Raw genomic sequence first — 26960 nt, forward strand, 5'->3', positions numbered from 1 at the left:
TATAGGGGACTAAGCGTCTTTGGTATCACCTTCTTTATCAAAAGTTTGTTTTTCAACTTGTCCTTGGTCGTTTTTAAACTGTACTTCGTACATCGTTTCACCATCTTTGATTACGCGGTATGCTTTGTGGATTTCCCACTGAGCATAGTCGCTATTGGCAATTGCTCTGCTCACTTTGGCTGGCAATTTGTTCTTGTCAATTTCAGCCTTTGTGCTTTGCTGCTCTATGCCTTGCTCTGTGATAGGAGCTCCACTCTGAGCAATGGTGGCTGATGCTACGAAAAATGAAAGAACTGCTGCGCTAAAGATTGTTTTTACTGTGGTTTTCATAACGATTCAATTGTTTGTGGTTTTACTTAATGTAATTTGGTTTGTAGTAGTAACAGAATGATGCCAATACCATTTAAATTCATAAAACACTGATATACAGGCACATGTAAATTTGTGTTGATTGGTAATGTGTTGGGAAACTCTACAGTTTGTGGGAGAATCCTACAGATGTGGGCTTCTAGGCCCGGTAGAATGTGTAGTTGGGTTTTTTTCTAAAGCCTCCTGACTTAAATTTGCCAGCGGTTGATACCCATTACTTAAACAAAACACAGAAATATGGCATCACAATATGATTTAATAGTAATAGGCAGTGGGCCTGGTGGATACGTAGCGGCAATCAGAGCTTCTCAGCTAGGCATGAAGGTAGCAGTAGTGGAGAAGGCAGAGTTGGGCGGAATTTGTCTCAACTGGGGCTGTATTCCTACTAAGGCATTGCTGAAAAGTGCTCAGGTTTTCGAATATATCTCTCATGCCAAGGATTATGGAATCGACGTGAAAGATGCCTCTGTTGATTTTGGGGGTATGGTAAAAAGAAGCCGTGAAGTAGCTGCGGGAATGAGCAAGGGTATTCAGTTTTTATTCAAGAAAAATAAGATTGAAGTACTCAATGGTTTTGGAAAAATCCAAAAGGGTAAAAAAGTAGAAGTAGAAGACGATAAAGGTAAAAAGACGGTTTACCAGGCCAAAAACATCATATTGGCCACAGGTGGTCGTTCGAGAGAGTTGCCAGCGATGCCTATAGATAATGAAAAAATTATCGGTTATCGCAAGGCGATGGTAATGGACAAGCAGCCTAAGAAAATGGTAGTGGTAGGTTCTGGTGCCATCGGTGTTGAGTTTGCGTATTTCTACAATTCAATAGGCACTGAAGTAACCATAGTAGAGTTTATGGATCGTGTGGTGCCTGTGGAAGACGAAGAGGTGAGCAAAGCACTTGAGCGCAACTTCAAGAAGAATGGCATCAAAGTGATGACCAGTAGTGAGGTAACCAAAGTAGATACCAAGGGCACAGGCTGCAAAGTGACCGTGAAGACTAAGAAGGGCGAAGAGCAGTTGGACTGTGATGTAGTGCTTTCTGCAGTGGGTGTAGCTACTAACCTGGAGGGTGTTGGCCTGGAAGAGACTGGTGTGAAAACCGAAAAAGGCAAAGTAATAGTAGATGATTACTATAAGACCAATGTAGATGGTGTATATGCCATAGGCGATATCGTACACGGGCCGGCTTTGGCGCACGTGGCTTCTGCAGAGGGTATCATCTGTGTAGAAAAGATCGCTGGTGAAAACCCACAGCCTCTCGACTATGGTAATATCCCAGGATGTACCTATTGTTCTCCGGAGATTGCCTCTGTAGGTATGACCGAAAAACAAGCTAAAGAAGCTGGTTATGAAATCAAGGTAGGGAAATTCCCGTTCTCTGCGTCAGGTAAGGCAAGTGCTGCTGGCCATAAGGATGGTTTCGTTAAAGTGATTTTTGATGCCAAGTATGGTGAGTGGTTGGGCTGCCACATGATTGGCGCCAATGTGACTGAGATGATCGCTGAGGCTGTAGCGGCTCGTAAGCTGGAAACTACAGGACATGAATTGATCAAGACCGTGCATCCACACCCTACCATGAGTGAGGCTGTGATGGAAGCAGCAGCAGCAGCTTACGATGAGGTGATACATATCTAAAATGAACGAATAAATGCCCCGGTGAATCGGGGCTTTTTTTTACCATTAAAAAATGACTAAATTTGTCAATAATTAAATTGTCAAGTTTTGTTTGGGGCAAGATTAAAGGATATACGCTTATCGCGAAAGCTCAAACTCAAAGAACTAGCAGCGCTCACAGGGATAGACGTAACGCTGATTAGCCGGTTTGAGCGAGGAGATCGTATGCCCACAAAAAATCAATTGTTATTGTTGTCGGAGCAATTGGGCGTTTCACTGGCAGAGCTTAAAAAAGAATGGCTAGCAGATAAGGTAGTCGCACTGTTGCAATACGAGCCGATGGCTATGGAGGCACTGCAGGTAGCAGAGAGTAGGGTAGAGTACCTTACCAGCAAAAAGGTGCATGACGCTCCCCAACTTTCTGATGAGCTACAAGCTAAGCTGGATCGTGCAGATGATTTGCGCAAACGCTGGAGGCAGGCACAGCCGCTGGGGCCTTCTCAGCTTCGTAGGCTTCATGAGTTTTTCGACATAGAATATACCTTCGAAAGCAATCGTATAGAAGGCAATACCCTGACGCTGCAGGAGACGGCTCTGGTAGTGAATGAAGGCCTTACTATAGGTGGTAAATCTATGCGCGAGCATTTGGAAGTCATCAATCATTCTGAAGCTATAGGGTTTGTGCGTGACCTGGTGTTGGGCAAGGAGGACCTTTCCAGGCGTGTGGTTATGGAGATTCACCGGCTTATTCTAAAAGAAGTAGACAATGAGAATGCTGGCAGGCATCGCAAGGTGCCAGTGCGGATATCGGGGAGTGATACGGAGCTTCCTCAGCCATATTTGCTCGAAAAGCTTATGGAGGACTACTTTGAATACTATGAGTTGCACAGCAAAAGGCTACACCCTATTATTCTCTCTGCAGAGATGCATGAGCGCCTCGTAAGTATTCATCCTTTTGTAGATGGAAATGGCCGCACTTCCAGGCTGGTAATGAATCTGATTTTGATGAGCAGAGGATACACACGTGCCAATATCAAAGGGGATACACAAAGTAGGCTTGCTTATTATCGTGCACTACAGCAGGTGCAAAAGAATGCCAATCCGGATCCATTTTATCATTTGGTAGCCGATGAAGTCATTAGATCTCTTGAGCAGCACCTGGAGCTTGTTTGACCAGTAGCAACTTTTACTATTTCAAAGCATGTGGGAATTCAACTGGCAGGGACCAACACTGGACGAACATAAATCCAGTTGGTGCCTGCTACTCGTATCTTACATGGACCACCGATAAAATTGCCATTTCCACACATAATCCTGCCAGGCGGCAGGTTTGGCAAGAATGTGAGCGGGAAGGGCAGAATGCTGATGTACAAACAGGGTAACTTCAGTTTCAATCAAAATGGATCAATATGTTTTTTAAGAAAGAAGAATTACACCCGTTGATTAAATATATTCAGAATTGGGAGGCGTTTAATCTGATAGACCGGAAGAGTGTGCGCAATACGCTTATTTGGGTTTTTTTAGGGGTGCTTGCCCTTTGTTTGGCAGTGGTATTTTCGCTGATTTGATCAAAAAACAAAACGCTCCCCTAAATGAATAGGAAAGCGCTCTGATTCTTTATGAGGGGGTATGTTGTTAGGCTTTCGCCTGTTTTTTGGCTCCATCTACCAGATGTTTGGCATTATCTATAAGTTCCTTAGATTTTCCAGCGTATTTGTCGACTACCTCATTGTAGGTACCCTTGTATCCATCTAACTTTTTGTCAAGGGTTTTTCTAGTCTTCTTTAGGTCTTTTTCTATTTTCTTGAGTTTGCGCTGACTGCCCTTAGGATCTGCATAGTATGCCAGCGCCAAACCTGATGCCACTCCAGTGATAAAGGTGAATAGTGATTTACTAGCGCTCATATTAACAATGTTTATAGGTTTTCAAATAAATGTTGTGCTTACACAACGAGGTGAAAATCAAATTGTTTCAATGGGCGGTGCTGCGGCTGTGTTCTTTGGTGCTCGGATAGTGTATCGGAATCCATGGAGCAACAAGTGCAAATCCTGCATGACAGCTGCTCCTGTAGGGTGGCTTCCGGCTCCTTTGCCTGTATACAGCTGCGGACCACTGCTAGCCCCATTGATGTGAATGGCATTGTTCTCGTCTTCTATATTAAAAAGCGGGTCTTCAATGTTTACTAATTCAGGTTGAACTTTTAGCTGTATTTTATCTGCTTTTTTGGTGGCAGTAGCAATGGATTTTATTTTCATGCCTTGCTGTGCAGCAAGATCGAAAAACTGATCTTCCATGTTGGTGATGCTTTCCAGGCGGATGTGGTCAAAGCTGGTAGTAAGCTCACCAAAGGCATGGTAAGAAAGTATGACCAGCTTATAAAGTGCGTCTTTTCCAGAAATGTCCAGACTGGGATCTGATTCGGCAAAACCATTTTTTTGAGCCAATTGTAGGGCTTCGTCCATGCTGAGCTTTTGCAATCTCATTTTAGAGAGTATGTAGTTGGAAGAGCCGTTGAGGATGCCTCTAATCTGAGTAACCTCCTGATGTCTGTAAAATTGGTTCAATGTGCTCAGAATGGGGATTGAGCCTGCTACTGATGCTTCATAAAGGAGTGGAGCTTCTAGCATTTGATGCCATTGGTTGACCTGTTTTAGGTTCTCGGCTATCATTTTTTTGTTTGCTGTGATGACTGGCTTTCCGTGATTTAGCGCTTGCTCCACGATCTGAAAAGAAGCCTGAGCATCGTCTATTAGCTCTACGATGATATCAATGTTTGGGTCTGTGACCAGCTCCTGGGCGTTTGTTGTGAACAGCCCCTGATCAATGTCGCGTTGTTTGTCGGTATTTTTGATGCAAATGCGTGCTACTTCTGCTGGCAGATCGGATTGAGACAGGAGCTGGTAAAAGCCTTTTGCTACCACGCCATATCCAATAAGGCCAATTTTTTGGGTCATGATAGAAAATCCTTTAGAAGTTTTGTAATGGTTTCTGATTCAGTAAGAAATCCATCGTGTCCGTACTGAGAGCTTACGATTTCCAGTTTGGCACCGGGGATGTTGTCTGCCAGAAATTTCTGCTCTGCAGGAGGAAACAGGATGTCTGAGTCTATGCCGATGACTAATGCTTTTGAGCGTATGCGCTGGAGGGCAGCCTGGGCTGAGCCAAAATGTCGCCCAATGTGGTGGCTGTCCATGGCTTTAGATAGGTAGTAATAGCTATGCACCGAAAATCGTTTTCTCAGTTTTTCTCCCTGGTAGCGCTGGTAAGAGGATGCGGCAAAGTCGTCCCATCGCTGGTCCACATCCAGTTGGGTGTTTTGGTAGGTGTCATAGTGTCTGTAGGAGAGCATGGCTATTGCTCTTGCGGCTTCCAGGCCTTTAGCTGAATCTATGTTCTCTAGTGCCATGCGCTGAGCCTCATTGAAAGCTATGCCCCATGGAGAATGAAAAGCATTGGTAGCCATTGGGGCTATGTGGTCAAATAGTTCGGGTTCTTGCACTGCCCACTCGAGCAGTTGCTGACCTCCCATGGAGCCACCTAGACCGAGGTAGATTTGCTGGATGCCCAGATGTTTTTGCAATATTTTATGCGCCTCTACCATGTCGTGCACAGTTACCAGAGGAAACTCGCGGTTTTTTGGTCCCGTGGTACCATAGCAGGAGCCTAGCATGTTTGCGCAGATAATAAAATATTTATCTGGGTCCAGTGCTTTGCCAGTGCCTACAAGCTCTGGCCACCACTCTGCCGGGTTGCCATTAGCAGTAAGGGCATGGAAGACCCACACTACATTGCTTTTGGTAGTGTTGAGCTTACCTAACGTGGTGTAGGCTATTCTTATGTTGTGGAGTGTTTCCCCACACTCCAGCAGGAGCGGCTCCTGTACTTTGAGAGAAGCCGCTCTTGGAGTTAATTGTTCAGTTGTTTCAGTCATTGATGGCACTTTCTGAATAGATTTTTTCAAAAGCCTGACGGAAGTCTTCTTTGATGTCATCGATGTGTTCGATACCCAGAGATACTCTCAGTAGACTAGGTAGTACACCAGCTGTGAGCTGCTCTTCATCAGTGAGCTGCTGATGCGTAGTAGCAGCAGGCTGGATGATGAGGGTTTTGGCATCTCCCACATTGGCCAGGTGACTTACCAGCTGTAAGTTGTCTACCAGTGCAGTAGCCTGCTCTTTTTCACCTTTTAGGGTAAATGAAAGCACTCCTCCAAATCCATTTTTCAGGTATTTTTTGGCTAGCTCATGGTAGCTGCTGCTCTCTAGTCCCGGGTAGTTTACAGACTCTACCAGTGGATGTGCTTCTAGCCATCTGGCCAGCTCTAGCGCATTGTCTACAGTGCGCTGTACTCTCAGGCTGAGGGTTTCTAGTCCCTGTAGCAGCTGAAAACTGTTAAAAGGGCTCAGTGCCGGTCCAAAATCTCTCAAGCCTTCTACTCTGGCTCGAATGGCGAAGGCCACATTGGGCAGTCCTAATGGATTGTTGTCACCAAATGTATCCCAAAAAACCAGTCCGTGATACCCTTCAGAAGGCTCGCTAAACTGCTTGAATTTGCCATTGCCCCAGTTGTAGTTGCCTCCGTCTATCAATACACCGCCGATGCTGGTACCATGTCCGCCGATCCATTTGGTAGCTGAGGCCGTTACTACGTTTGCCCCGTGTTCTATTGGTCTAAACAAGTATCCACCTGCTCCAAAAGTGTTGTCTACCACCAAAGGAATGTCGTGCTTTTTGGCCAATGCCGCGATACTTTCAAAGTCTGGAATATTAAAGCCCGGGTTTCCTATAGTCTCCAGGTAGATTGCCTTGGTGTTTTCGTCGATGAGTGCTTCAAAATGCTCTGCTTTATCTCCTTCAGCAAAGCGAGCATCTATCCCGAGGCGTTTGAAGGCTACTTTGAACTGGTTGTAAGTACCTCCATAAAGGAATGGGCTTGTTATGAAGTTGTCACCAGATTCCAGGATGTTGTTTAGCGCGATAAACTGTGCTGCCTGACCTGAACCTACAGCTACTGCTGCTACTCCGCCTTCTAGTGCTGCGATCCGTTTTTCGAACACATCGGTGGTGGGGTTCATAATTCGCGTATAGATATTGCCAAACTCCTTCAGTGCAAACAGGTTGGCGCCGTGTTCGGAGCTTTTAAATGTGTAAGAGGTAGTTTGGTATATAGGTACAGCTCTAGATCCGGTGGTAGGGTCGCTTTCCTGGCCAGCGTGTAGCTGTAGTGTCTCAAATTGGTAATTACTCATGATGTTAAAAGTTTTTATTAAGTAGTGTGAAAAATGGATTGTTTAGTGAAGGTTTTTCTGACCGAAATCAATCAATGATTTGGCCGGCAGACCATACGCACGTTGGGCGGGGTGGTCTTGCTGTATTAGCGCAAAAGGCACATACAGCAATACATTCCGTAGGATGAATACTTGTGTGAAACAGGGCTTTTTGTGAAAAAACCTGAAACGCTTTGGAGCGCAAAAAGTGAATTGTTGCTTGTCATATATATCAATTTATCGTTCAGGAATTAGCACCTTCCCGTAAGGGTGGGGGTTGCTAGCGCTTCATAGAGCCTGTCTCTCAGCGCTTCTTTATAAATCGATCATTTGCCGATTTGAGATAGCAAACGTACAATGTAAATTTTAGTTTGGCAAAAAATTATTCTTCGAACCTTTCCAGTAAAAGTTTTCCAGCCCACGGCTTCTTATCTAGTGAACTACCAACAGTACTTAGCTCAGCGGCGTGTGGTGGTACGGAGATGCGGGAGGATTGTACACCTATGGCCGCCAGAGCGTTGGCCAGTAGGGGTTCTTCGGTATCTCCCAAAGGCCTCAATACTGCAAATCGCTCTTCCAATGGCACGTTTGGAGTCAATCCAAACGGATAGTCTTCGCCATCAGCATTTACCAACTTCACGATAATGGGCTGTATGGCCCAGGAGTTTAAGGGGTTGTCGTCTTCATAGATAGTAATACTGCCAGCGTCTTTACCTACTGTAGTGTCTCCCACTATGAAGGTGCTCATGTATGGCTTTACCGAGTTAATCACTACCTCTGAGGCTGATGCGCTTCGGTCTGAGGTGATAAAGTAGACGGTAGCAGTGCTTAGTTCATTTCCTATGTTTTGGGTGAGTTCCTGAAAGCGGACGTTTAAAAACTCCGGGCCTAGATCATCATCATTGACGATATATTCTTCTACCTGGCGGTTGTATTGTTTTTTAAAGAGTAGGTCCCCTTCGGATATACCCGGGGTAATCAGGCTGCTTAGGGTTTTTACAGAGGTTTCGCTTCCTCCAGAATTAAACCTGAGGTCGAGGATAAGGTCCTGGGCCCCATTGGCTTTAAAGCCATCAAATACATCTCGGAGCTGAGCGTCATAGCTGCCATCCTTTTCGGTGGCTCCCGGTGAGAAAAACGTGTAGATGAGGTAGGCTATTTTCTTGCCTTCTATTTCGTAGATGGTATCTAGCAGGATAGGGTTTTCTGCGAAGGTGATGGGAGTAATTTGCACATTGCCAAGCGCGTCGAATTCGTCTGTAGAGGTGTTGTGTCGGGCTATGGCTGCCTCATAGGGCGCATTGGTATCTCCTAGCAGCGAGCGGTAGTTGCTTGTATTGAGCGGGTTTCCATTGATGGCAGTAATCCGATCTCCTCGTTTTAGTCCTAGCTCTTCTGCCGGAGATCCTTTTTTGATGTAAGAAAGCTGTAGAAATATGCCGTCTGTGGTGTTTGCATCGCGGTATATTTTGTATTCAAACCCTGACTCCAGGCTCACGCCATTGAGTAGGTCTATGAGCTCCTGATAATCTTCATAGATAAACGAAAACCGATCCTCAACTGACAGCAGCTGATAGAAAAAGTCTCTAGGGGATTGGTTGGTGGAGGGCTTGGCGGGGAGGTCACTTTCCCAGAAGTACCAGTAATTCATTTCACTGTAGATCCAGTCATTGATTACATCAAATTCAGATCGTGGTTCATCGTCTTTTTTGCAGGCCAGTACCAGGGTAGAAAGGGTCAGAAGAATTACTAGTTTCCGCATGTTGTTTATTTTGGAGGTTAATATAAAACAAAAGCCGGTCCTAAAAAGTAGGCCGGCTTTCGAATTTATAATGAGGTATGACAGCTTAGCTAAGTGCCTTTAGCATTGTCTCTCCTATGTCTGCAGGAGATTTTACTACGTGCACGCCATTTTCAGCCATTATTTTCATTTTAGCTTCTGCAGTATCATCCGCTCCGCCAATGATCGCTCCAGCGTGACCCATTCTACGGCCCGGAGGTGCTGTTTGGCCAGCAATAAATCCTACTACAGGCTTTTTATTGCCATTTTCTTTGATCCATCGAGCGGCTTCTGCTTCGTAGTTACCACCGATCTCCCCGATCATCACGATACCTTCAGTTTCGGGATCTTCCATCAGCAGTTGTACCGCTTCTTTAGTAGAAGTACCAATGATAGGATCTCCACCGATACCGATAGCCGTAGTGATACCGAGTCCGGCTTTTACTACCTGATCAGCTGCTTCGTAAGTGAGTGTTCCTGATTTGGAAACGATACCTACTTTTCCTTTTTTGAATACAAAACCAGGCATGATGCCCACTTTAGCTTCGCCTGGAGTGATTACACCCGGGCAGTTTGGCCCTACCAGTGTAGCTCCACGCTTCTTCGCGTAAGGTTTTGCGTTCATCATGTCTTTCACAGGGATGCCCTCCGTGATGGTAATGATCACTTTGATGCCTGCATCGGCAGCCTCCATGATGGCGTCTGCTGCGAAAGCCGGAGGAACAAATATGATGGATACATCAGCTCCGGTAGTGTCTACTGCTTCTTTTACAGTGTTGAATACTGGCTTGTCCAGATGGGTTTGCCCTCCCTTACCAGGAGTAACCCCACCTACTACGTTGCTACCATACTCTATCATCTGCGAAGCATGAAACGTACCTTCGGATCCGGTGAAACCCTGTACGATGATTTTAGAATCTTTATTGACTAGAACACTCATTTTGGATTGGTTTCTTTGAGTTGCAAAAATATTTGAAATGGACACATTGCCAAACTGAATGTGAATTTAAAGTATTATCATACATTTGTGCACCTACGCGCATGCGCTAATTTTTATCACGTACTGAAGAGATTTCACCGAGAAGGATGCACAAGGCAGAAGCTTTTGAGCTACTGACAGCCGACAAAACGACTATCAGTGCCACCCTACATACACATGCAGAAAAAAGCCCACATTTAATTATTATTGGGCCGGCTACTGGTGCCCCTCAGTACTATTACCATGGTTTTGCTAAATATGCCAGTCAGTACAAGGACTTTGACGTGCTCACTTTTGATTATCGTGGTATTGGCAAGTCTCTAAAGGGCTCAGTAAAAGATGCGAAGGCCACTATGACGGACTGGGGCGCACAGGACCTGGCCGCAGCTATTCGCTGGGGAGACAAGCGCTATGATAAAATTTGTCTCATTGGTCATAGCGTAGCAGGACAGATTTTTCCTAAAGCACCCAACAATGACCGTATTCTGGCTGCCTATTTTGTGGGTTCCCAAACGGCCTATTATGGAAAGTGGCGCGGGTTATGGCTGTTGTATGTGTTGATTTTCTGGTATGTGCTAATCCCTATTACCACTGCCTTGTATAACTACTTGCCAGGCTGGACCATGGGTGGAAAAATAGCTGTGCCCAAACCTGCTGCCAAAGAGTGGAGGAGATGGGGCATACACCCGGAAGGTGTACTGCAGGGAGACCCCCAAATGGCAAAAAGGTTTGCCAACGTGAAAATCCCGCTTCATTTCGTATCCATTCAGGACGACAAGTTGCTAGCTCCAGGTCGGGCTACACAAGCCCTGATGCATTATTATAAAAATGCGGTTACCTCTTTTCAGTTTATCAAACCAAAGGATTTGAAATTATCCAAGATCGGTCATTTTGGGTTTTTCAAAAAGGAGTTTAGAAAGCAACTTTGGCCTATGCCAATATTCTTTTTCTCTCAGTATATCAACAAGTTAGATGAGTGAGTAGGTGATTTGCCTAAGAGAGATGTAGAATTACCTATTTGCCAAAATCAGCATAGTACTGAAGTATGGGGGTGTGGAGTGCTCTACTTTTGAATTCACTATTCATCTAAATCCTAAACCAAATATGAGAGCTTCAGTTCCCAACATAAGAATCGCTGATATCATGGACCAGGAAATCAAACTGCAATCCAACAGCGAAGAAAACTCCGACATTGCGTCTTTAAAAATAGAGGCGGCAAACTCTGACCGCAACGGGCGTACCAAACTGCTCATTAGAAAGGTTTACCGCTCTGGAGAGAAATCTATGCAGTGGGTAGACCTCCAAACCTTCAATATCTGGTGGCAGCTACACAAAGAAGAGGCTTCACTCAACTAGCTCAGGAGGTAATTGTCTATAAATTCTCTTACGGCTCCATGACCGCCATTTTTTTCTAGGCATACATCTGCTACTTCCTTGATGGCGGGAGCGGCATCAGCTGGACAGGCCGTAAACCCTACGCGTTTCATGATTTCCAGATCGTTTACATCATCCCCTATGTAGGCGATCTCTTCATCTTTTAGGTTCAGCTGTTGTTGCCACTCATCCAGCACCTCCGTTTTAGCTTTTTGGCCTACGTAGTAATGCTTCATGCCGAGAGAGGCTGCGCGGCTGGTCACCATTTCTATCACCAGGCTATGGCTAATGATCCCAACCTCAATACCCGCTTTCATGGCTAGTTTGATTCCCATTCCGTCGCGGGCGTGAAATTTTTTAAACTGCTTGCCATCTTCCATAACATAGACTCCACCATCGGTGAGTGTGCCATCTACATCCAGAATGAGCATTTTTATCTGATCTTTATTTTTGGTCATACACTAAATGATTTGCTGTCCTACCGCAGTGGCTACTGGGTGGAGCGATTGGTGTAGTTTTTCAAATTCTTCAAGACTAAGCTGCTGAGCTGCATCCGAGAGGGCCTGCTCTGGCTTAGGGTGAGTTTCGAGTAGTAGCCCTTCCACGCCCATGGCCATGGCTGCTCTCGTGAGGTCAGGCACCCCGTAGCGGTAGCCTATTGCATGGCTAGGGTCTACGATTACGGGCAGGTTGGTATGGTGCTTGAGAAAAGCCACCCCAGTAAGGTCCAGGGTAAAGCGCGTCTTGTTTTCAAACGTGCGTATGCCTCGTTCGCAAAGCATAACTTCACTGTTGCCCTGGCTCAGGATAAATTCTGCAGCCTGCACAAACTCCTGCAAAGTCGTGCCAAAGCCTCTTTTGAGGAGAACGGGCTTATTGCTCTGGCCACATGCTCTGAGGATGCTATGATCATACATGGCTTTAGCTCCGATTTGCACCACATCTGCGTGGGCTATTACGTCTGCAATGTGTGAGCTGTCTTTTACCTCGGTCACTATTTTTAAGCCATACTTTTCGCGCATCTGCGCAAGCAACTCCAGGCCCTCCAGACCTAGCCCCTGAAATGTATAAGGCGAGGTGCGAGGCTTAAAACATCCGCCTCTTAAAAGCTTTACACCGGATTTTATCAGAAACTGAGCTACAGTGTCTAGTTGCTCGTAGGACTCCACACTGCACGGGCCGGCGATGATGGCCGTTTTGCCCGGCCCAATGCCCAGGCTCTTGATGCCGCGCTTTTCAGACCTGTAATCTCGGCTGGCCAGCTGGATATCGGTTTCCATTACAAAATGGTCTTCCACATAGTCGGCAAGCAGCTCGGGTACTTCCTTCACTTTGGAAGAGGTAACTATCACATGCTTTTTCCCATCAAAAAAGTGCGTGGCCCCGATTTTACTGGCAAGTTCTTGAGCCTTTGCAAGCTCTACGCTGTGTTTTAAATGTATAACCATAAGCGGCAGCAAATATATAGTGAATGCTCGCAGACGGTCTGCCAAAGCTTATTAGTTTTAGCCGTATGTCTGCAAACCAGAAAAAAATGATTGATCTACGCAGTGATACCGTGACCAAACCTACGCCGCCCATGCTGGAGGCTATGATGTCTGCGCCTGTAGGAGACGATGTGTTTGGTGACGATCCTTCGGTAAACCAGCTACAAGATGATGTGGCTGCCTATTTTGGTATGGAGGAGGGCCTTTTTTGCCCTTCTGGCACTATGGCCAATCAGATTGCCATCCGCATGCATACGCGTCCTCAGGATGAGGTCATATGTCATGAAAACGCGCATGTGTACCTGTACGAGGGTGGTGGTATGATGTCCAACTCACTGGTGTCGCCCAAATTGCTGCCGGGTGATTATGGTTTGCTCTCGGCAGCTGCTATTGCTGAAAGCATCAACCCTGACGATATTCATTTTCCAAAATCCAGACTGGTATGCCTGGAAAACACCATGAACAAAGGAGGGGGCAGTACTTATTCTCTGGAAACGCTTCAGGCCATTCATAAAACTTGCGTTGAAAATGCCCTGGCATTGCATCTCGATGGTGCCAGGTTATTCAATGCGCTGGTGGCCACCGGGCAGGATCCAAAAATGTATGGGCAGCTTTTTGACTCCATATCCGTCTGTTTTTCGAAAGGCATGGGAGCTCCGGTAGGGTCTGTCTTGCTGGGGAGTAGCACTCAAATAGCTGAGGCCAAACGCATTCGCAAGGCGCTAGGAGGAGGGATGCGGCAGGCGGGCTATCTGGCAGCAGCGTGCAGCTATGCTTTGCAGCACCATGTGGCGCGGTTGGCAGAAGATCATGCCCGTGCCCAGCAGCTTGCCGAAGCATTGTCAGGCAAATCTTTTGTAAAAGAAGTTTTGCCGGTGCAGACCAACATTGTGATTGCCCGGCTGGTTAGTAAAACACCAAATGAGTTATTGAAAGAGCTGGAAGCAGCAGGAGTACTGGCAGTGTCCTTTGGGAAAGATGCTATACGCTTTGTCACGCATTTGGATTTTTCGGCCGAACAGTTGGAGCAGACTGTTTCTATAATCAACAAACTATGAATCGAATCTACCTTGCCTTATTTGTATTGTTACTGGCTGTTGGTTGTACCAAAAAGTTGGGTACTACACGTGTGCCAGAGCAGTTTGATGAGTTTTACGAGCGTTTTCATGAAGACCTTGCTTTTCAAAAGTCCAGAGTAAAGTTTCCGCTCGAGGGGGAATACGTGGGGCCTGAAGGTGCCAAAGACTGGAAGCCTGAATCGTGGGAGATGCACCGCCAGAAAGTCACGGACATTACTGACCCCAACTATGATACGGAGATCATCCGCCGGGATCAAGAGGTGATCGACAAAGTGCAGCTCAGAGATGCCGGGCTGTCGATCGAGCGAAAGTTTCAGCGACTAGACGGTAAGTGGTATCTGGTGTATTACAAGACAGTGGATCTCTAGCGTTTTTGGATCACCAATCCTACTCCGATAAATACCAATATGGCCGCTATGAGGTGGCGTAGGGTGAGTGCCTCGCCAAACGCTATGCTGGCGATAAGGGTGGCAAATATTGGCTGTACGTAAATGTAAGCGCCCACGGTAGATGGGCTCACCTTTTTCATTGCCCAGATGTTGAGCACATAGACGATCACCGTCACACCAATGATCACATAGGCCATGCTCCAGTAGACCGTGGCATCCAGGTCTGGCCATGGGATGTCTGCAAACCCTTGCCAGCCTACAGGCAGTACTACCGGGATGCCAAAGAGAAATACCCATTTCGCAACAGTGAGTGGAGTGTATTTGGCCAAAAGGGGCTTTACCAGTACCAGATAGGTGCCGTAGGTAGAGGCATTGAGGATGACTAGCAGGTCTCCCCGCCAGTCTCCGGTCTGGCTAGCTGCATCTGGCTGGTACACAATCAAAAACGCCCCCACAAACCCGATGAGCAGGCCAAGGATTCGGCGTTTTATGACTTTTTCTTTTAGAAGGATTACCGACATCACAAATACCATGGCCGGAGTAAGGGTCATAATGATGGATGCATTGATGGCGCTGGTGAGGCTCACACCTTTGAAAAAGCAAAGCATGTTTACGCCCACTCCAAAAAAGGCACACAAAAACAGTCGCCAGCCGTCGGCTTTCCAGTCTATGGGCTCTGCTTTCCACGCGATGGCCCAAAAAAGCGCTGCAGCTACCAGTACCCGTACCACGATAAAGCCAAAGGCTTCCAAATGTTCGGGAGTGACAAGTTTGATGACGCTGTAGTTGGCTCCATAGAGCAGGCCTACGATCAGCATGGCCAGGTGTCTGTCCAGGTTGTTTATTTTCACGCGGCAAAGGTAGTGTTATTGGGGTATCTGTAGCCCTATTTCAGCCAGCTGGTTTTTTTCATGATTACTTTGATGAGGAGGTAGAGTCCACCCGAAATACCCGTGGCCCAAAGCCATTCCTGGTGCACAGTGAGCGTTTGTCTGAGGCTGTTTCCCTGCCCAAGCGAAGCGGTCAGTTCGAACAGGGTAAAAACCAAAACGATGGCCAGTAGTCCATTTTTTTCTTTTCGAAGGACTTTTTTCCAGTTAAACGCCTCTGTAGGGGGCTTGTACAGCCAGATGTTTGGGAGTATGGTAGGAGTTTTGGCAGACCATTGGCGCCAGGTATCGCCAAACTGATTTTTTAGAAAAGCTTCCTCCAGCTGAAAGATGCGTCGATATACCCAAAAGAAAAACGCAACAGTGAGTGCCAGAAAAAGTGCGTTTTGGGGATAGAGGGCCAGGCCAAGCCATATGATGAAATTAGCCAGGTAGAGCGGGTGCTGCACTACAGCGTAGGCGCCAGTAGTGTTGAGCTGTTCGGCCAGCTGACGTCCGGTATTGCGCCCGGAGGTTCCTTTGGGCGTATGCCCCACGATATACATGCGCATAATAGTGCCAAGCAGGCTGAGTCCTACGCAAAGGAGCACATACATGCGTGAGGGTGCTGCCGGCTGCCAGTAAGTGAGGGCCAGGGCTGGTGCCAGTAAGAGGAGGGGTAGTAGTCCTCTGTAGCGAAATAGTAAGCGCCCCTGTTTCAGAGATTTACTTGCATCAGCCATGATCGGAAATTTTTCGGTTAACCATTTGAAAATCAAAAATGTAACCTACATGTAAGGGATAGAAGTGAAAATATTCCAAAACATTTCCTTTTTGCAATCGTTTGCAATTTGTATAATTGTACGGACGATGTTCGTCTGTGTGATTCACTAAATACACTGCGTATGGTTTTTACAAATATTGACAAAAAAACGATGCAGACACTGTGTACTTTGGTCAAGTATGCGGGGCCAGTGAATGCAAACAAAGATGAAATAGTCCATGTAGGTCAGGAGCTCGGGGTGCCCAAAGAGGACACGCTGGAGCTGCTCAACGAATGGGAAGAAGTGGACACGGTGAAGTTTACGACTGAAGAGGACAAAAAACGCTTCATCCAATCTTGTTTTCCATTTATGACCAAGGATTATCACCCTGATCAGTCTGAGCGAAAACTCTACAACCATGTAGTGAGTAATCTCGGGCTGAAGACCAGTTCAATCAATTAAACAACATTACCCCAAGTAAAGAAACAGCTTCCGGTCTCCGGAAGCTTTTTTTGTTTTTGGGGTGTGGAGACTCAGAATTGACTTTACCGATGAATTAGATATTTATGCTCGCAGTTCGTACAGCTCCGCAGTAGTGTAAATATCTCGAAACCCTTTTGTTCTTAATCCATTGATCAACTTTTTGTCACCTGTCCAGATGGATGCTTCTAAACCGATGGCAGTGGCGACAAATGGTGTGTCATCTTCATCGACATCAAATGCTAATTCATAAGCACGTTTCCAATGAATCTCAGAAATTGCAACCATTGAAATCAAGTCTATATTCTTTAGCACCTGATAAATCGAAACGTCGATTTTTTCCTCTGACATTTTAGTCAATGACCGAAGCTTGGATTTGTATTTTGTCAGCTCATCAATGATGTACTCCGACGAATAGAATTCAAACTGTTCCTCAGAATTAAAAAGTAGTTCGCCTATGAGTCCATTTGAGTTTAAGATTGCACTGAATACAATGTTTGTATCTAAAACGACCTTCATTTAACAAATCGGTGCTTGTTTTCCTTCCACCAATTTGCTTTAGACTCCTTAGCCAATTTATCTATTTCGACCTGTTCGGGGTTGCATTCGGCGGTTGCCTCTTTGTACTTCAGATAGTCTATCATACGTTGAAGACCAAGTGTATCAACGTTGGCAGGGAGCCGAAAAAGGATTTCACTATCTGTTCTCTCAATGTCCATATTCAAATTTACGAATTCCAGCCAAAAAGAGTTCTATGTGGAATACGCTGGAGTCTGTTCTTTTTTAATAACGTAACTCGATGATCTAGCTATTTTGGCGAGCCTTTGACGATTGTTATGCTTAATCAATTACAAACTGACCCCAATTCAGCGGATGAGTGTTTGCCGGATGCGGATGAGTCATTTTCCTATGCGGATGGATGGTTGCCGGAAGCGGTTGGGTCATTTTCCCGTGCGGATGAGTGATTGCCTAGAGCGGATGAATGATCGCCGAGTGAGGACGGATGATTGTCGAATGCGGATGCGTCTTTGCCGGGGCCGGATGGATGATTGCCGGATGCGGTTGGGTGTTTGCCGGATGCGGTTTGGCAATTGAGCAAGCGAGTCGCTGACATTTGTGCCACTTCCCCCTAACTTTGGCACCATGTTTCAGGATAACTCACCCCTTGCAGAGCGAATGCGCCCTTCTACCCTCGATGCCCTCATCGGGCAGGAGCACCTGGTAGGGGCCAAAGGAATTTTAAGGCGATCTATAGAGGCTAGCAGAGTGCCCTCCATGATCCTTTGGGGACCTCCCGGCACTGGCAAGACTACCATGGCCAACATTATTGCCAATCAGGTGAAAATGCCCTTTCACACCCTCAGTGCTATCAGCTCTGGAGTGAAAGATGTGCGCGAGGTGATCGGCGGAATTCGTGCCGGCAGCAAGGCCATCCTTTTTATAGATGAGATCCATCGGTTCAACAAGAGTCAGCAGGATGCCCTTCTGGGGGCTGTGGAGAAAGGCACCATCACGCTGATCGGTGCCACTACGGAAAACCCCAGTTTCGAGGTAAATGCCGCTTTGCTCTCACGCTGCCAGGTATATACACTCAACCATCTGAGTAAAGACCACCTCCTGAAAATCGTGCAGCAGGCACTGGCTGAGGACGTGGAGATGAAAAAACTTACGGTAGAGCTAAAAGAAACAGAAGCGCTTTTTAACCTCTCCGGTGGTGATGCTCGCAAGCTGCTCAATCTTTTTGAGCTGGTGGTAAAAAGCGATGAAGCGCAGGAACAAATCGTACTCACCGACGAAAAGGTCATTGCCGTAGCTCAGCGTAAAACAGTGCTCTATGACAAGCAGGGTGAGATGCACTACGACATCATATCTGCCTTTATCAAATCCATACGCGGTAGTGATCCCAATGCGGCGGTTTACTACCTCGCACGCATGATTGAGGGGGGCGAGGATGTGAAGTTTATCGCCCGGCGGCTAGTGATCCTGGCTTCCGAAGATATCGGCAATGCCAACCCCACCGCGCTGGTGATGGCTACTACCACCTTTCAGGCGGTAAATGTGATCGGCTATCCCGAGTCGCGTATCATCCTCTCGCAGTGTGTGACCTATCTGGCGTCCTCTCCAAAAAGCAATGCCAGCTACATGGCCATCAACCAGGCCCAGCGGCTGGTTTCCCAAACGGGCGATCTGCCTGTACCCATGCCCATACGCAATGCACCTACTAAGCTCATGAAGGATCAGGGCTATGGCAAAGGCTACAAATATGCCCACGACTATCCCGGCAGCTTTGCGCCAATGGAGTTTCTTCCCGATGAAATCAAGGAAACAAAATTTTATGACCCAGGTAAAAACCCACGAGAAGAAGAGCTAAGAAAATTTTTGCGGAATCGCTGGAAAGAAAAGTACGGTTACTAATTTTTCAAAACCTAAACCAAACAACACCCCCAAATGACGCACCCCAAACTAATAGGCCCAATCACACAGCTGGTGGCTTTGCCGGATATGCCGCTCAAAGGCGCCCTGGCCAACGATCAGCTCACGATTATTTCACAGGCAGGCATCGTAGTGAAGGACGGGCTAATCGTAGCAATCGGGCCCTATGACACGTTTAATACTGAAGACTATCAGCTAGAAGTGCTTACGGAAGACTCGGTGGTGATCCCAGGAATGATCGATGCACATACCCACCTGATCTGGGCCGGCAGTAGAGCAGGAGACTATTCGCTGCGCACCGAAGGCAAAAGCTATCAGGACATACTGGCAGCGGGTGGAGGCATTTTCGACTCGGTCAGCAAAACCCAGGAGGCCACTTCGGAGGAGTTGAGAAAGAATGTTTTGATACGTGCATCCAGGCATCTGCGAGATGGCATCACCACCATAGAGGTCAAAACGGGCTATGGGCTGGAAGTAGCTAAAGAGCTGGAGCTGCTCAAGATCATCCGTCAGGCGCGAGCAGAAGCTGTGGCTGATTTGGTGCCTACTTGTCTGGCAGCCCATGTTTGTCCCAAGCGATTTGCTCCCGAGGAGTTTTTAGCGCATCTGGAGGCTGAGCTGCTCCCCAAGCTGCTGGTGAGCGGGTTGGCCAATCGCATCGATATATTCGTAGAGGAAAATGCTTTTCCACCGGCCGTGGCGCGGCCTTATTTGGCAGCTGCCAAAAAGCTGGGGTTCGATCTTACCATCCATGCAGACCAGTTTACGGTAGGGGGTAGCGAGCTGGCGGTGGAGTTTGGAGCGCGTAGCGCAGATCACCTGGAGGCTTCTCAGGACCGGGAGATAGCGCTGCTGGCGAGTGCTGATGTGATCCCTGTGGCTTTGCCCGGGGCGTCTTTGGGGCTGGGCATGCAGTTTACCCCGGCGCGTAAGCTCCTGGATGCTGGTGCCAGCCTGGCCATAGCCACTGACTGGAATCCTGGCAGTGCTCCTATGGGAGACTTGCTGGTGCAGGCCGCTTTGCTGGGAGCATACGAAAAATTGTCTGCGGCTGAGCTGCTGGCGGGCGTTACTTATAGGGCTGCGGCGGCATTGGGTCTGGCGGACAGAGGACGACTCGCCGTAGGGGAGCGAGCGGATTTTAGTGCATTTCCACTCACCGATTTCCGTGAAATTTTTTACAATCAGGGCAAAGTAAAACCCGAAATGGTGTGGAAGGCTGGTAATAAAGTCTGAAAACACTACTTTTAACCCTAAGAACTATGTATCAGATACCAAGTAAAAAGATATGGACTGGCCGCAATGACCACTTCGAGGGTGAAGATGGTTACCTCTGGCACCATGTAGTACAGCTCATGGATATAGATGGGCTGTCGGGTGCGGGAGTAGGCGCCAGCAATGTAGCAATGCTCGGTTTTGCTTCGGATGAGGGAGTGAGACGAAATCAGGGGCGTCCTGGGGCAAAAGACGGACCGTTAATCATTCGCAAGTCCCTTTGCAATATGGCGGTACACTTTAAGCCCGAGGAGCTTACGCTGTGGGACATGGGTACAGTCACCGTAGACCGTGGCAAACTAGAAGCCGCGCAGGAGTTGCTGGCCGACCGTGTGAAGCGGCTGCTGGATCATGGCTATTTTCCTATACTGCTGGGTGGCGGACATGAGATCTCCTATGGGCATTACTCGGGAATCTACCAACACCTCAAGGACAAGCCGGACAATAAAATAGGCATCATCAACTTCGATGCGCACTTTGATTTTAGGTCTTATGCGCATGGGGCACATTCGGGTTCCTCTTTTCGGCAGATAGCCGATGACTGTGATAACCACGGAGACCAGATTTATTATTTACCCATTGGCATCAATCAGCAAGCCAACCCAAGGTCTTTGTTTAAACTTATGGACGTGTATAACCAGAGCTACATAGACCTGGAAGACGTAACCATAGACAACATCAGTGCTTTAAAACAGCAGATCGGAGCCTTTATCTCCAAAGTAGATCATGTGTACATCACGCTGGATCTGGACGTAATGTCCATGGGATTTAGCCCCGGAGTGAGTGCACCTGCGGCATTCGGTGTGTTCCCTTATTTGGTGCGTCAGATGTTAGACGCTGCACTGGCCACTGGCAAAGTCATCAGCTTTGATATAGCGGAGTTTAACCCTGAGTATGACGATGGGCGAACAGCCAAGTTGGCAGCTTCATTTGTCTATGATGTGGCTATGAGCCAAAAGGCTAAGAAACAATAGCTGTAGCTTCTATCTCTATCAGAAAATCAGGATCTATCAATGCGCTCACCTCCACCATGGAGGTGGCGGGTTTGATATCAGCAAAATACTCTCCGTGGGCTTTGCCAAAGGCTTCCCACTGGCTGATGTCGGTGACAAACATGCGGGTGCGGACTACATCCGAAAGGGAAGCACCAGCTCGCTTCAGCGTTTCTTCTATGACCTCCAGGCAGCAGATCGCTTGCTCATAGGCGGACCCGTAGATCGGTAGTCCGTCGCGCACAGGTGCAGTACCGGAGATTTCTATAGTATTGCCGATTTTTACTGCCCGGCAGTAGCCTACTTCGTCTTCCCAGGGAGCACCGGAAGAGATATTTGTTCTATTCATTGTTGTTCGGTTATCGTTTGAGGTGATAGTGCAAACTGTACTACAACCGGCTGGCCACTCACGCTTTCAAAAAAGCGGCTGTAGGAGGTTTTGAGCGTTGGTCCGTGTTTCTTCTAATATGCCCATTTTCAATGCCGAAGCACGGATGTCTTGTTCTGCTACCTCGTAGAGCTCTTCCATAAACAGCTTGCGATCTTTTGGCGAAAGCCCCTGAATCTCCAGGTCGTACAGTCGGGAGTTTTCCAGGTCAATTTTGAAGTAGCATAGCTCAGGGGCAGGCAGGGTAATGTATACCGTATCTTTTCTATGTCGGATGTGGTCTTTTTTGACTTGTGTGAGGTCTACACACCCTACGGCGCTGCCCTTGCTGATGAGCACAGCTCGGGAGTCGGGTACGATGGTCGGTAGCTTAAACAGCTTGAGGTCTATACGGTCGGCAGCCTTTTGGATCTCCGTCACTTCCTGAAAGTGGTAGCGCACCAGCTCCACTTTTCCCAGCGATTCTACCCGCGTGAGCAAGGCAGACTGATAAGTGTTTTTGGCCCCGGGAGCAATGCCAATGTCGAGCTTTTCTGCGATAAGCAGCCAGCTGAGGAGGGCTACCACTATGAGCCACGGCAGCATTTTGAGGATGATGCGAAGCAGTGCTATCATGCCTCCAAGTTATTCGGATTGCGCTTCAAATCAAAGGACGAGATGCGGGTGTACATACTTTGGTGAGAATCATTACTTTTGTCGGTTTAAGAAACATCAACCCATACATACATTTATGCGAGAAGTAAACGAATTTCTTACGCTCATCGATAGCTTCATCGGCAGTGCCTGGTGGTTTCCTTATGCCTTGCTAGGTACAGGACTCTTCTTCACCTTATACCTTAAATTCCCTCAAATACGCTTTTTCCGTCATGCCGTGAGGATTGTGACCGGAAAGTATGACCGAAAAGATCTTCCTGGAGATACCTCACACTTTCAGGCACTGGCTACTGCGCTTTCGGGTACGGTAGGTACTGGCAACATCGCGGGTGTGGCGTTTGCAGTGCACCTGGGAGGGCCTGCGGCGCTGTTTTGGATGCTCGTTACGGCCGCTTTGGGTATGTGTACCAAGTTTGTGGAGGTTTCGCTTTCGCATAAATACCGTACCAAGCTCCCCGATGGTACTATGGCTGGAGGTCCCATGTACTACATGAAAAATGCGGAGTTTAAGTTTCGAGGTAAAAAAGTCAGCCTGAAGTGGTTGGCAGCCATCTTTGCTTTTGCTACGGTACTTTCCTCTTTCGGTACGGGTAGTTTGCCTCAGATCAATAGTATTTCCAGTACACTGCTAGCTACTTTTGGGATCGATCAGGTGATCACTGGGGCTGTGCTTGCGGTGTTCCTTGGATTGGTTATCATAGGTGGGATCAAACGTATCGCGGCGGTTACGTCCAAGCTTGTACCCGGCATGGCGATCATCTATTTCATCGGGGCTTTTGCCGTGATCTTTTTCAACTATGAAAACATCGTTCCTTCACTTGCAGCTATTTTCGGAGATATCTTTAGTGGCACTGCAGCTACCGGAGGATTTATCGGTGCGAATCTCGCCTTTGCTTTCAATAGAGGTGTAAACCGTGGCTTGTTTTCCAACGAAGCTGGACAAGGGTCAGCACCGATCGCGCACGCATCGGCCAAAGCCAATGAGCCGCTTTCTGAAGGTATGGTGGCTATTTTGGAACCATTTATCGATACCATTATCATTTGTACCGTTACTGGACTGGTACTGTTGTCTTCTGGTGTGTGGGCCGAAAAGCACCAAAATCAGTTTGAATATGCGGAAATAGAAATTCTCGCAGACCAGTATAAGGAGACGGTGCCTGAGCACAAAGACAAAATCTACAGGCATTTAAATGAAATTGAAGCATTGCCTACTTTCTCGGGCGAGTTGCGTGTAGAGAATGGTAAAATAGTCAATGACGATATCACCTTTATCCATGCACGGAGTTTTGCGGACAACATCACCGTATTTAAAAACGAAGGCTTGCTGGACGAAGAAGTATTCTCCGGGGTGATCAAAATCCAAAATGGTGATGTGGTGGATGAGCGACCGCTCAAGTTTATCGGTGAGTCACTGGTACACAGTGCTCCGCTGACGGCATTGGCATTCAATAGAGGCTTTTTCGGAGATTATGGCCAGTACATCGTATCGATCGGTTTGTTGCTTTTTGCATTTAGTACGGCTATTAGCTGGTCTTACTACGGTGACCGAGCTATGACGTACCTGTTTGGGCCAAGGTCTGTGATCTACTATCGTATCGTTTATGTAGTGGCCTTTTTCTTTGCGGCATTCCAGGATACTACCATCATCTGGACGCTTTCGGCCATTACCATTGCCCTGATGACCCTCCCTAACCTGATCGGGATCATCTGGCTAAGACGAGATATGAAAAAGACCATCAGGGAATACGGAGATTTCTTCGAGGAGAATTTCCCTGGGTCCAAACATCCGAAGTTTAAGTAGGATTGATAGAGCTGAAAACAAAGTCTCTCTGGCACGTGCCAGAGAGACTTTTTTGTTTTTGGAAGAAGCTGATTGCTCCTAAAGCAAGAAGAAGGGTCAGCTTGAGCTTGTCCAAAGGTTAGACATTTCCTCAAAGTAGCGTCAGGTTTAAATTACAACATGTCAATCAAAGAATTTTGCCCTGACGTGCTTGCATGTCAGGGTGTTTTTTTGCCTTACACGCCATGCCTGCTACCGATCAAATAATCTTCACTCGGGATCTGGATATCAAAGGTTAGCTTTGGGCTCAACCCAAAAAACTGAAAAGGAATGAAACAAGCACTTATGATACTTGGAGTGCTGGTAGCGGTAGCTGCTGGTGCCCAAAAGAAGGTGGTCAAGCAAATCGATAGCGAAGTGTCACTTACCGAGCTCAAGGCTCACCTCTATTTTTTAGCTGCTGACGAACTCAGGGGACGCAATACGGGCACCCTGGAAAATGAAATAGCTGCGCGATACATTGCGGAGCGCTTTCGGGCTTATGGCGTGAAGACGCCTCCCGGCATGGATACGTACATGCAGCCGGTGAAGCTTACCAAAGGTGTCTCCCCCCAGCAAACGACTTTTCAGGTGGCAGACAGCACTTTTGGGCTGGACGATATGGTTTTCTATTCGTCTTCGAATGGGACGTTTTCTGGAGAGCTGGTTTATGTCAACTTCGGTCTGGAGGAGGATCTGGAAGGTCTGGACCTGAAAGGTAAAATAGTGGTGGCTAAAGTAGGTAATGGCAATCCGGAAGATCGGTTGTCTCCCTATACCCGTCAAAAGCGGGATGCTTGTTTGGAAGCGGGCGCTGTGGCGTTGGTGGAGCTTTACCGTCCGGGGAAATACCCCTGGAAAATGATCCAGTACTACTTTTCGGGAGAGAAATTTTCGCTGGATCTGGGCAGCGAAGACGGTGAGGATGATACCTTTCCTATCGCCTGGCTGCTAGACGATGCGGGTTTGGTGAAGTTTTTTGAATCACAAAATGGGACCAATGCGAGCATTACTATAGGCGGACAAGCCAATGAATCACTCACCGTGCCCAACGTAGTGGGCTACATCGAAGGGACAGATCCCGAGCTCAAGGATGAATATGTGATGATTACTGCCCATTTTGATCACGTGGGGGTGAGCAATGTAGAAGGTGACTCCATCTGGAACGGAGCACGTGACAATGGCATAGGTATCGCGAACATGCTCACTGCTGCGGAGTATTTGGGTAAAAACCCGCCCAAGCGATCAGTGGCCTTTTTGGCATGCAATGCCGAAGAAAAAGGCCTCCTGGGCAGCGCGTGGTATGCGGAAAACCCGGTTTTCCCGCTGGAGAAAACTGTATATGACCTCAATACGGACACCGGAGGCTACAATGATGTGAGCAAAGTGACGGTGGTAGGTTTTCACCGCACCAGTGTGACGCCTTTGTTTGCACAGGCGGCTGATGCATTCGGTTTGGAAGCCATCGACGACCCACTGCCAGAAGAAAACTACTACGATCGGTCGGACAATGTGAGCTTTGCGGCGAAAGGCGTACCTGCCGTATCCTATGACCCTGGCTACACGGAGATGAATGAAGAAATCACCAAATACTACCATCAGCCGGAGGATGAGGCACACACATTGGATTATGACTACCTCACCAAGTACTCCAAGTCATTTATCTACGCAGTTACTTTGATTGGCAACTACACCGGAGAGATCTTCTGGACTGAAGGAGATAAATACGAAGACGAGGGCAAGGCACTATACGGGAAAAACTAAGCGCTATTGATCACGGATTTATAAAGCCCCGGAGGAAACTTCGGGGCTTTTTACTTCATGTGTTGGTCGTGCTTTTGGCGCAGCTTACGGAGCTTAGGAGTGATATAGGTTTGGCAAAATGGTTTGTCAGGATTGGAGAGGTAGTAGTGGAGGTATTGTTCCTCATTTAGCCGGAAGTGCTCCAGAGGGAGCACTTTGGTGATGATTGGTTGTTCAAAATCTGTTTGACAGCTGGTAATGGCCTTTTGACAGCTTCGTATTTGTTCAGGGGTAGTGGTATAAACCGCCGAGCGGTATTTTTGGCGCAAGCTATGGTTACTTGTACAGGCGTGCGTGTAGAGGTGAATGGCTATGAGATCAGCCAGACTGATGATGGCCGGTTGGTAGTGTACTTTTACTGCCTCTGAGTATTGGTTATAGGGTATTCCTGAGGCAATCCAGCCTTGCTCCACAAGACTCACTCCTTTCAAAGACTCAAATACCGCCTCGGTGCACCAGTGGCAACCGCCCCCAAACCCGATGATGGCTGGAGCTATCACGGTATTAAATCCCCAGATGCTTGCGGACTACTCCTTTCCAGATTCTATAGCCTTCAGCATTAAGGTGGAGCTGGTCTTCTACGTACAGCTCAGGCCGAGCTACTCCATTTTCATTGAGCATGGAGTTGTGCACGTCTATCAGCGAAGCTTTCCCCAGGGCAAGAAGTTCTTTGCGTATCAGCTGGTTTGTCAGCTGTATTTCCGGGAGCAGGTGTGTGCGTATGGGGCTGGGTTTTATGGAGATAAAGTCCATTGGCACATCGGGGTAGTTCATGCGCACCAGTTTGGTCAGCATCCGAAATTTCTTCAGTACTTTTTCTGGAGGAATGCCTGCAGCCAGGTCATTGTCACCTACATAGATGATAACACGCGAGGGCTTAATGCGCGCAAATACCCGGTCAAAATAGTAGATGCACCAGGAAAAAGAAGATCCCCCAAAGCCCAGATTGATCACATTGAGCGGAGAGAGGTCTTCTTCCAGTGTTTCCCAAAGCCGTATGGATGAGCTGCCATAAAAAGCAATCAAATCGTCCTGGTGGGGATGGTCGAGGATTTTATTTTCTAGTGCCTGTATTTCGCCTTCAAACTCTAACTTCATCATTCGCTCTGTGTGTCTGAGGAATAAGTCTTAATCGCAAAGGTTTGCA

The 26960-nt window shown here is 47.4% G+C and carries 29 protein-coding genes and 1 riboswitch; of the genes, 13 read left to right on the top strand and 16 right to left on the bottom strand.

The window, feature by feature from the left end; all coding sequences use genetic code 11:
* Positions 1-9: 9 nt before the first annotated feature.
* Positions 10-330, bottom strand: a complete 321-nt coding sequence (locus tag C7460_RS09500) for a hypothetical protein (protein ID WP_115867860.1) — start codon at positions 328-330, stop codon at positions 10-12.
* Between the two features lie 276 nt (positions 331-606).
* Between C7460_RS09500 and lpdA the strand changes: the two genes are divergently transcribed.
* Together lpdA and C7460_RS09510 are read left to right on the top strand one after the other, a co-directional pair.
* Positions 607-2001 carry a dihydrolipoyl dehydrogenase gene (gene lpdA / locus C7460_RS09505; RefSeq protein WP_115867861.1) on the top strand — a complete coding sequence of 465 codons (1395 nt, stop codon included), beginning with the start codon at positions 607-609 and terminating at the stop codon, positions 1999-2001.
* Between the two features lie 87 nt (positions 2002-2088).
* Entirely contained in the window at positions 2089-3153 is a 1065-nt protein-coding gene (locus C7460_RS09510) for a Fic family protein (protein ID WP_115867862.1), read from the top strand.
* Positions 3154-3615: 462 nt separating this feature from the next.
* On the opposite strand, the gene C7460_RS09515 is transcribed toward C7460_RS09510, so the two are convergent.
* The 6 genes from C7460_RS09515 to sucD all read right to left on the bottom strand — a co-directional run bounded on the left by C7460_RS09515 (position 3616) and on the right by sucD (position 9968).
* Complete coding sequence (locus tag C7460_RS09515; protein WP_115867863.1) at positions 3616-3885, bottom strand: hypothetical protein; 270 nt, start codon at positions 3883-3885, stop codon at positions 3616-3618.
* A gap of 57 nt (positions 3886-3942) precedes the next feature.
* Entirely contained in the window at positions 3943-4935 is a 993-nt protein-coding gene (locus C7460_RS09520; RefSeq protein ID WP_115867864.1) for a homoserine dehydrogenase, read from the bottom strand.
* Entirely contained in the window at positions 4932-5912 is a 981-nt protein-coding gene (locus tag C7460_RS09525) for a homoserine O-acetyltransferase family protein (protein ID WP_115867865.1), read from the bottom strand. Before C7460_RS09525 ends, C7460_RS09520 begins: the two co-directional genes overlap by 4 nt.
* Positions 5905-7230, bottom strand: coding sequence for an O-acetylhomoserine aminocarboxypropyltransferase/cysteine synthase family protein (locus C7460_RS09530; RefSeq protein ID WP_115867866.1), 1326 nt, complete (start codon positions 7228-7230; stop codon positions 5905-5907). The genes C7460_RS09525 and C7460_RS09530 overlap by 8 nt, the downstream gene beginning before the upstream one ends.
* A gap of 238 nt (positions 7231-7468) precedes the next feature.
* Positions 7469-7572: riboswitch (SAM riboswitch) on the bottom strand.
* A gap of 58 nt (positions 7573-7630) precedes the next feature.
* Positions 7631-9010 carry a S41 family peptidase gene (locus C7460_RS09535; RefSeq protein WP_115867867.1) on the bottom strand — a complete coding sequence of 460 codons (1380 nt, stop codon included), beginning with the start codon at positions 9008-9010 and terminating at the stop codon, positions 7631-7633.
* Positions 9011-9095: 85 nt separating this feature from the next.
* A complete protein-coding gene (gene sucD, locus C7460_RS09540) occupies positions 9096-9968 on the bottom strand; it encodes a succinate--CoA ligase subunit alpha (RefSeq protein ID WP_115867868.1) in 873 nt (290 codons plus the stop codon).
* A 146-nt stretch (positions 9969-10114) separates the two neighbouring features.
* Between sucD and C7460_RS09545 the strand changes: the two genes are divergently transcribed.
* Together C7460_RS09545 and C7460_RS09550 are read left to right on the top strand one after the other, a co-directional pair.
* Positions 10115-10987: an alpha/beta hydrolase family protein gene (locus C7460_RS09545; protein WP_115867869.1), complete on the top strand. Its 873-nt coding sequence runs from the start codon at positions 10115-10117 to the stop codon at positions 10985-10987.
* A gap of 124 nt (positions 10988-11111) precedes the next feature.
* Positions 11112-11363, top strand: coding sequence for a hypothetical protein (locus C7460_RS09550; protein ID WP_115867870.1), 252 nt, complete (start codon positions 11112-11114; stop codon positions 11361-11363).
* On the opposite strand, the gene C7460_RS09555 is transcribed toward C7460_RS09550, so the two are convergent.
* Both C7460_RS09555 and aroF read right to left on the bottom strand, forming a co-directional pair.
* The gene (locus C7460_RS09555) at positions 11360-11839 is read right to left on the bottom strand and encodes a KdsC family phosphatase (RefSeq protein ID WP_115867871.1); all 480 of its coding nucleotides are present in this window, start codon (positions 11837-11839) and stop codon (positions 11360-11362) included. The genes C7460_RS09550 and C7460_RS09555 overlap by 4 nt on opposite strands.
* Before the next feature lie 3 nt (positions 11840-11842).
* The gene (gene aroF, locus C7460_RS09560; protein ID WP_115867872.1) at positions 11843-12829 is read right to left on the bottom strand and encodes a 3-deoxy-7-phosphoheptulonate synthase; all 987 of its coding nucleotides are present in this window, start codon (positions 12827-12829) and stop codon (positions 11843-11845) included.
* A gap of 86 nt (positions 12830-12915) precedes the next feature.
* On the opposite strand from aroF, the gene C7460_RS09565 reads away from it, so the two are divergent.
* Both C7460_RS09565 and C7460_RS09570 read left to right on the top strand, forming a co-directional pair.
* Entirely contained in the window at positions 12916-13926 is a 1011-nt protein-coding gene (locus tag C7460_RS09565; protein WP_245986284.1) for a threonine aldolase family protein, read from the top strand.
* On the top strand, positions 13923-14315 hold the full coding sequence (locus C7460_RS09570; protein ID WP_115867874.1) for a DUF4348 domain-containing protein: 393 nt from the start codon (positions 13923-13925) through the stop codon (positions 14313-14315). The genes C7460_RS09565 and C7460_RS09570 overlap by 4 nt, the downstream gene beginning before the upstream one ends.
* Here C7460_RS09570 and C7460_RS09575 read toward each other — a convergent pair.
* On the bottom strand, positions 14312-15187 hold the full coding sequence (locus tag C7460_RS09575) for a DMT family transporter (protein ID WP_115867875.1): 876 nt from the start codon (positions 15185-15187) through the stop codon (positions 14312-14314). The two genes, C7460_RS09570 and C7460_RS09575, sit on opposite strands and share 4 nt — an antisense overlap.
* A 35-nt stretch (positions 15188-15222) precedes the next feature.
* A complete protein-coding gene (locus C7460_RS09580; RefSeq protein ID WP_147302903.1) occupies positions 15223-15948 on the bottom strand; it encodes a methyltransferase family protein in 726 nt (241 codons plus the stop codon).
* Positions 15949-16140: 192 nt separating this feature from the next.
* Between C7460_RS09580 and C7460_RS09585 the strand changes: the two genes are divergently transcribed.
* Complete coding sequence (locus C7460_RS09585; protein ID WP_115867877.1) at positions 16141-16431, top strand: hypothetical protein; 291 nt, start codon at positions 16141-16143, stop codon at positions 16429-16431.
* 102 nt (positions 16432-16533) lie between these two features.
* Here the strand turns inward: C7460_RS09585 and C7460_RS09590 are convergent, their stop codons facing one another.
* Positions 16534-16968: a putative toxin-antitoxin system toxin component, PIN family gene (locus C7460_RS09590; RefSeq protein WP_115867878.1), complete on the bottom strand. Its 435-nt coding sequence runs from the start codon at positions 16966-16968 to the stop codon at positions 16534-16536.
* A 317-nt stretch (positions 16969-17285) separates the two neighbouring features.
* Between C7460_RS09590 and C7460_RS24375 the strand changes: the two genes are divergently transcribed.
* The 4 genes from C7460_RS24375 to hutG all read left to right on the top strand — a co-directional run bounded on the left by C7460_RS24375 (position 17286) and on the right by hutG (position 21131).
* Positions 17286-17414, top strand: coding sequence for a hypothetical protein (locus C7460_RS24375; RefSeq protein ID WP_262511849.1), 129 nt, complete (start codon positions 17286-17288; stop codon positions 17412-17414).
* Positions 17415-17592: 178 nt separating this feature from the next.
* On the top strand, positions 17593-18864 hold the full coding sequence (locus C7460_RS09600; RefSeq protein WP_115867880.1) for a replication-associated recombination protein A: 1272 nt from the start codon (positions 17593-17595) through the stop codon (positions 18862-18864).
* Between the two features lie 33 nt (positions 18865-18897).
* Entirely contained in the window at positions 18898-20118 is a 1221-nt protein-coding gene (gene hutI / locus C7460_RS09605; protein WP_115867881.1) for an imidazolonepropionase, read from the top strand.
* 26 nt (positions 20119-20144) lie between these two features.
* A complete protein-coding gene (hutG, locus tag C7460_RS09610; RefSeq protein ID WP_115867882.1) occupies positions 20145-21131 on the top strand; it encodes a formimidoylglutamase in 987 nt (328 codons plus the stop codon).
* On the opposite strand, the gene C7460_RS09615 is transcribed toward hutG, so the two are convergent.
* Both C7460_RS09615 and C7460_RS09620 read right to left on the bottom strand, forming a co-directional pair.
* On the bottom strand, positions 21118-21498 hold the full coding sequence (locus C7460_RS09615; RefSeq protein WP_115867883.1) for a RidA family protein: 381 nt from the start codon (positions 21496-21498) through the stop codon (positions 21118-21120). The two genes, hutG and C7460_RS09615, sit on opposite strands and share 14 nt — an antisense overlap.
* A 66-nt stretch (positions 21499-21564) precedes the next feature.
* The gene (locus C7460_RS09620; protein ID WP_115867884.1) at positions 21565-22152 is read right to left on the bottom strand and encodes a DUF4230 domain-containing protein; all 588 of its coding nucleotides are present in this window, start codon (positions 22150-22152) and stop codon (positions 21565-21567) included.
* A gap of 115 nt (positions 22153-22267) precedes the next feature.
* On the opposite strand from C7460_RS09620, the gene C7460_RS09625 reads away from it, so the two are divergent.
* Both C7460_RS09625 and C7460_RS09630 read left to right on the top strand, forming a co-directional pair.
* A complete protein-coding gene (locus tag C7460_RS09625; protein ID WP_115867885.1) occupies positions 22268-23992 on the top strand; it encodes an alanine/glycine:cation symporter family protein in 1725 nt (574 codons plus the stop codon).
* Between the two features lie 309 nt (positions 23993-24301).
* Positions 24302-25774: a M28 family peptidase gene (locus tag C7460_RS09630; RefSeq protein WP_115867886.1), complete on the top strand. Its 1473-nt coding sequence runs from the start codon at positions 24302-24304 to the stop codon at positions 25772-25774.
* 50 nt (positions 25775-25824) lie between these two features.
* Here the strand turns inward: C7460_RS09630 and C7460_RS09635 are convergent, their stop codons facing one another.
* Together C7460_RS09635 and C7460_RS09640 are read right to left on the bottom strand one after the other, a co-directional pair.
* Positions 25825-26313, bottom strand: a complete 489-nt coding sequence (locus C7460_RS09635; RefSeq protein ID WP_115867887.1) for a peptide-methionine (S)-S-oxide reductase — start codon at positions 26311-26313, stop codon at positions 25825-25827.
* Between the two features lie 4 nt (positions 26314-26317).
* The gene (locus C7460_RS09640) at positions 26318-26914 is read right to left on the bottom strand and encodes a GDSL-type esterase/lipase family protein (RefSeq protein ID WP_115867888.1); all 597 of its coding nucleotides are present in this window, start codon (positions 26912-26914) and stop codon (positions 26318-26320) included.
* Between the last annotated feature and the right edge of the window lie 46 nt (positions 26915-26960).

It is taken from the genome of Marinoscillum furvescens DSM 4134 (assembly GCF_003386095.1).
GTDB classification, from domain to species: Bacteria; Bacteroidota; Bacteroidia; order Cytophagales; family Cyclobacteriaceae; genus Marinoscillum; species Marinoscillum furvescens.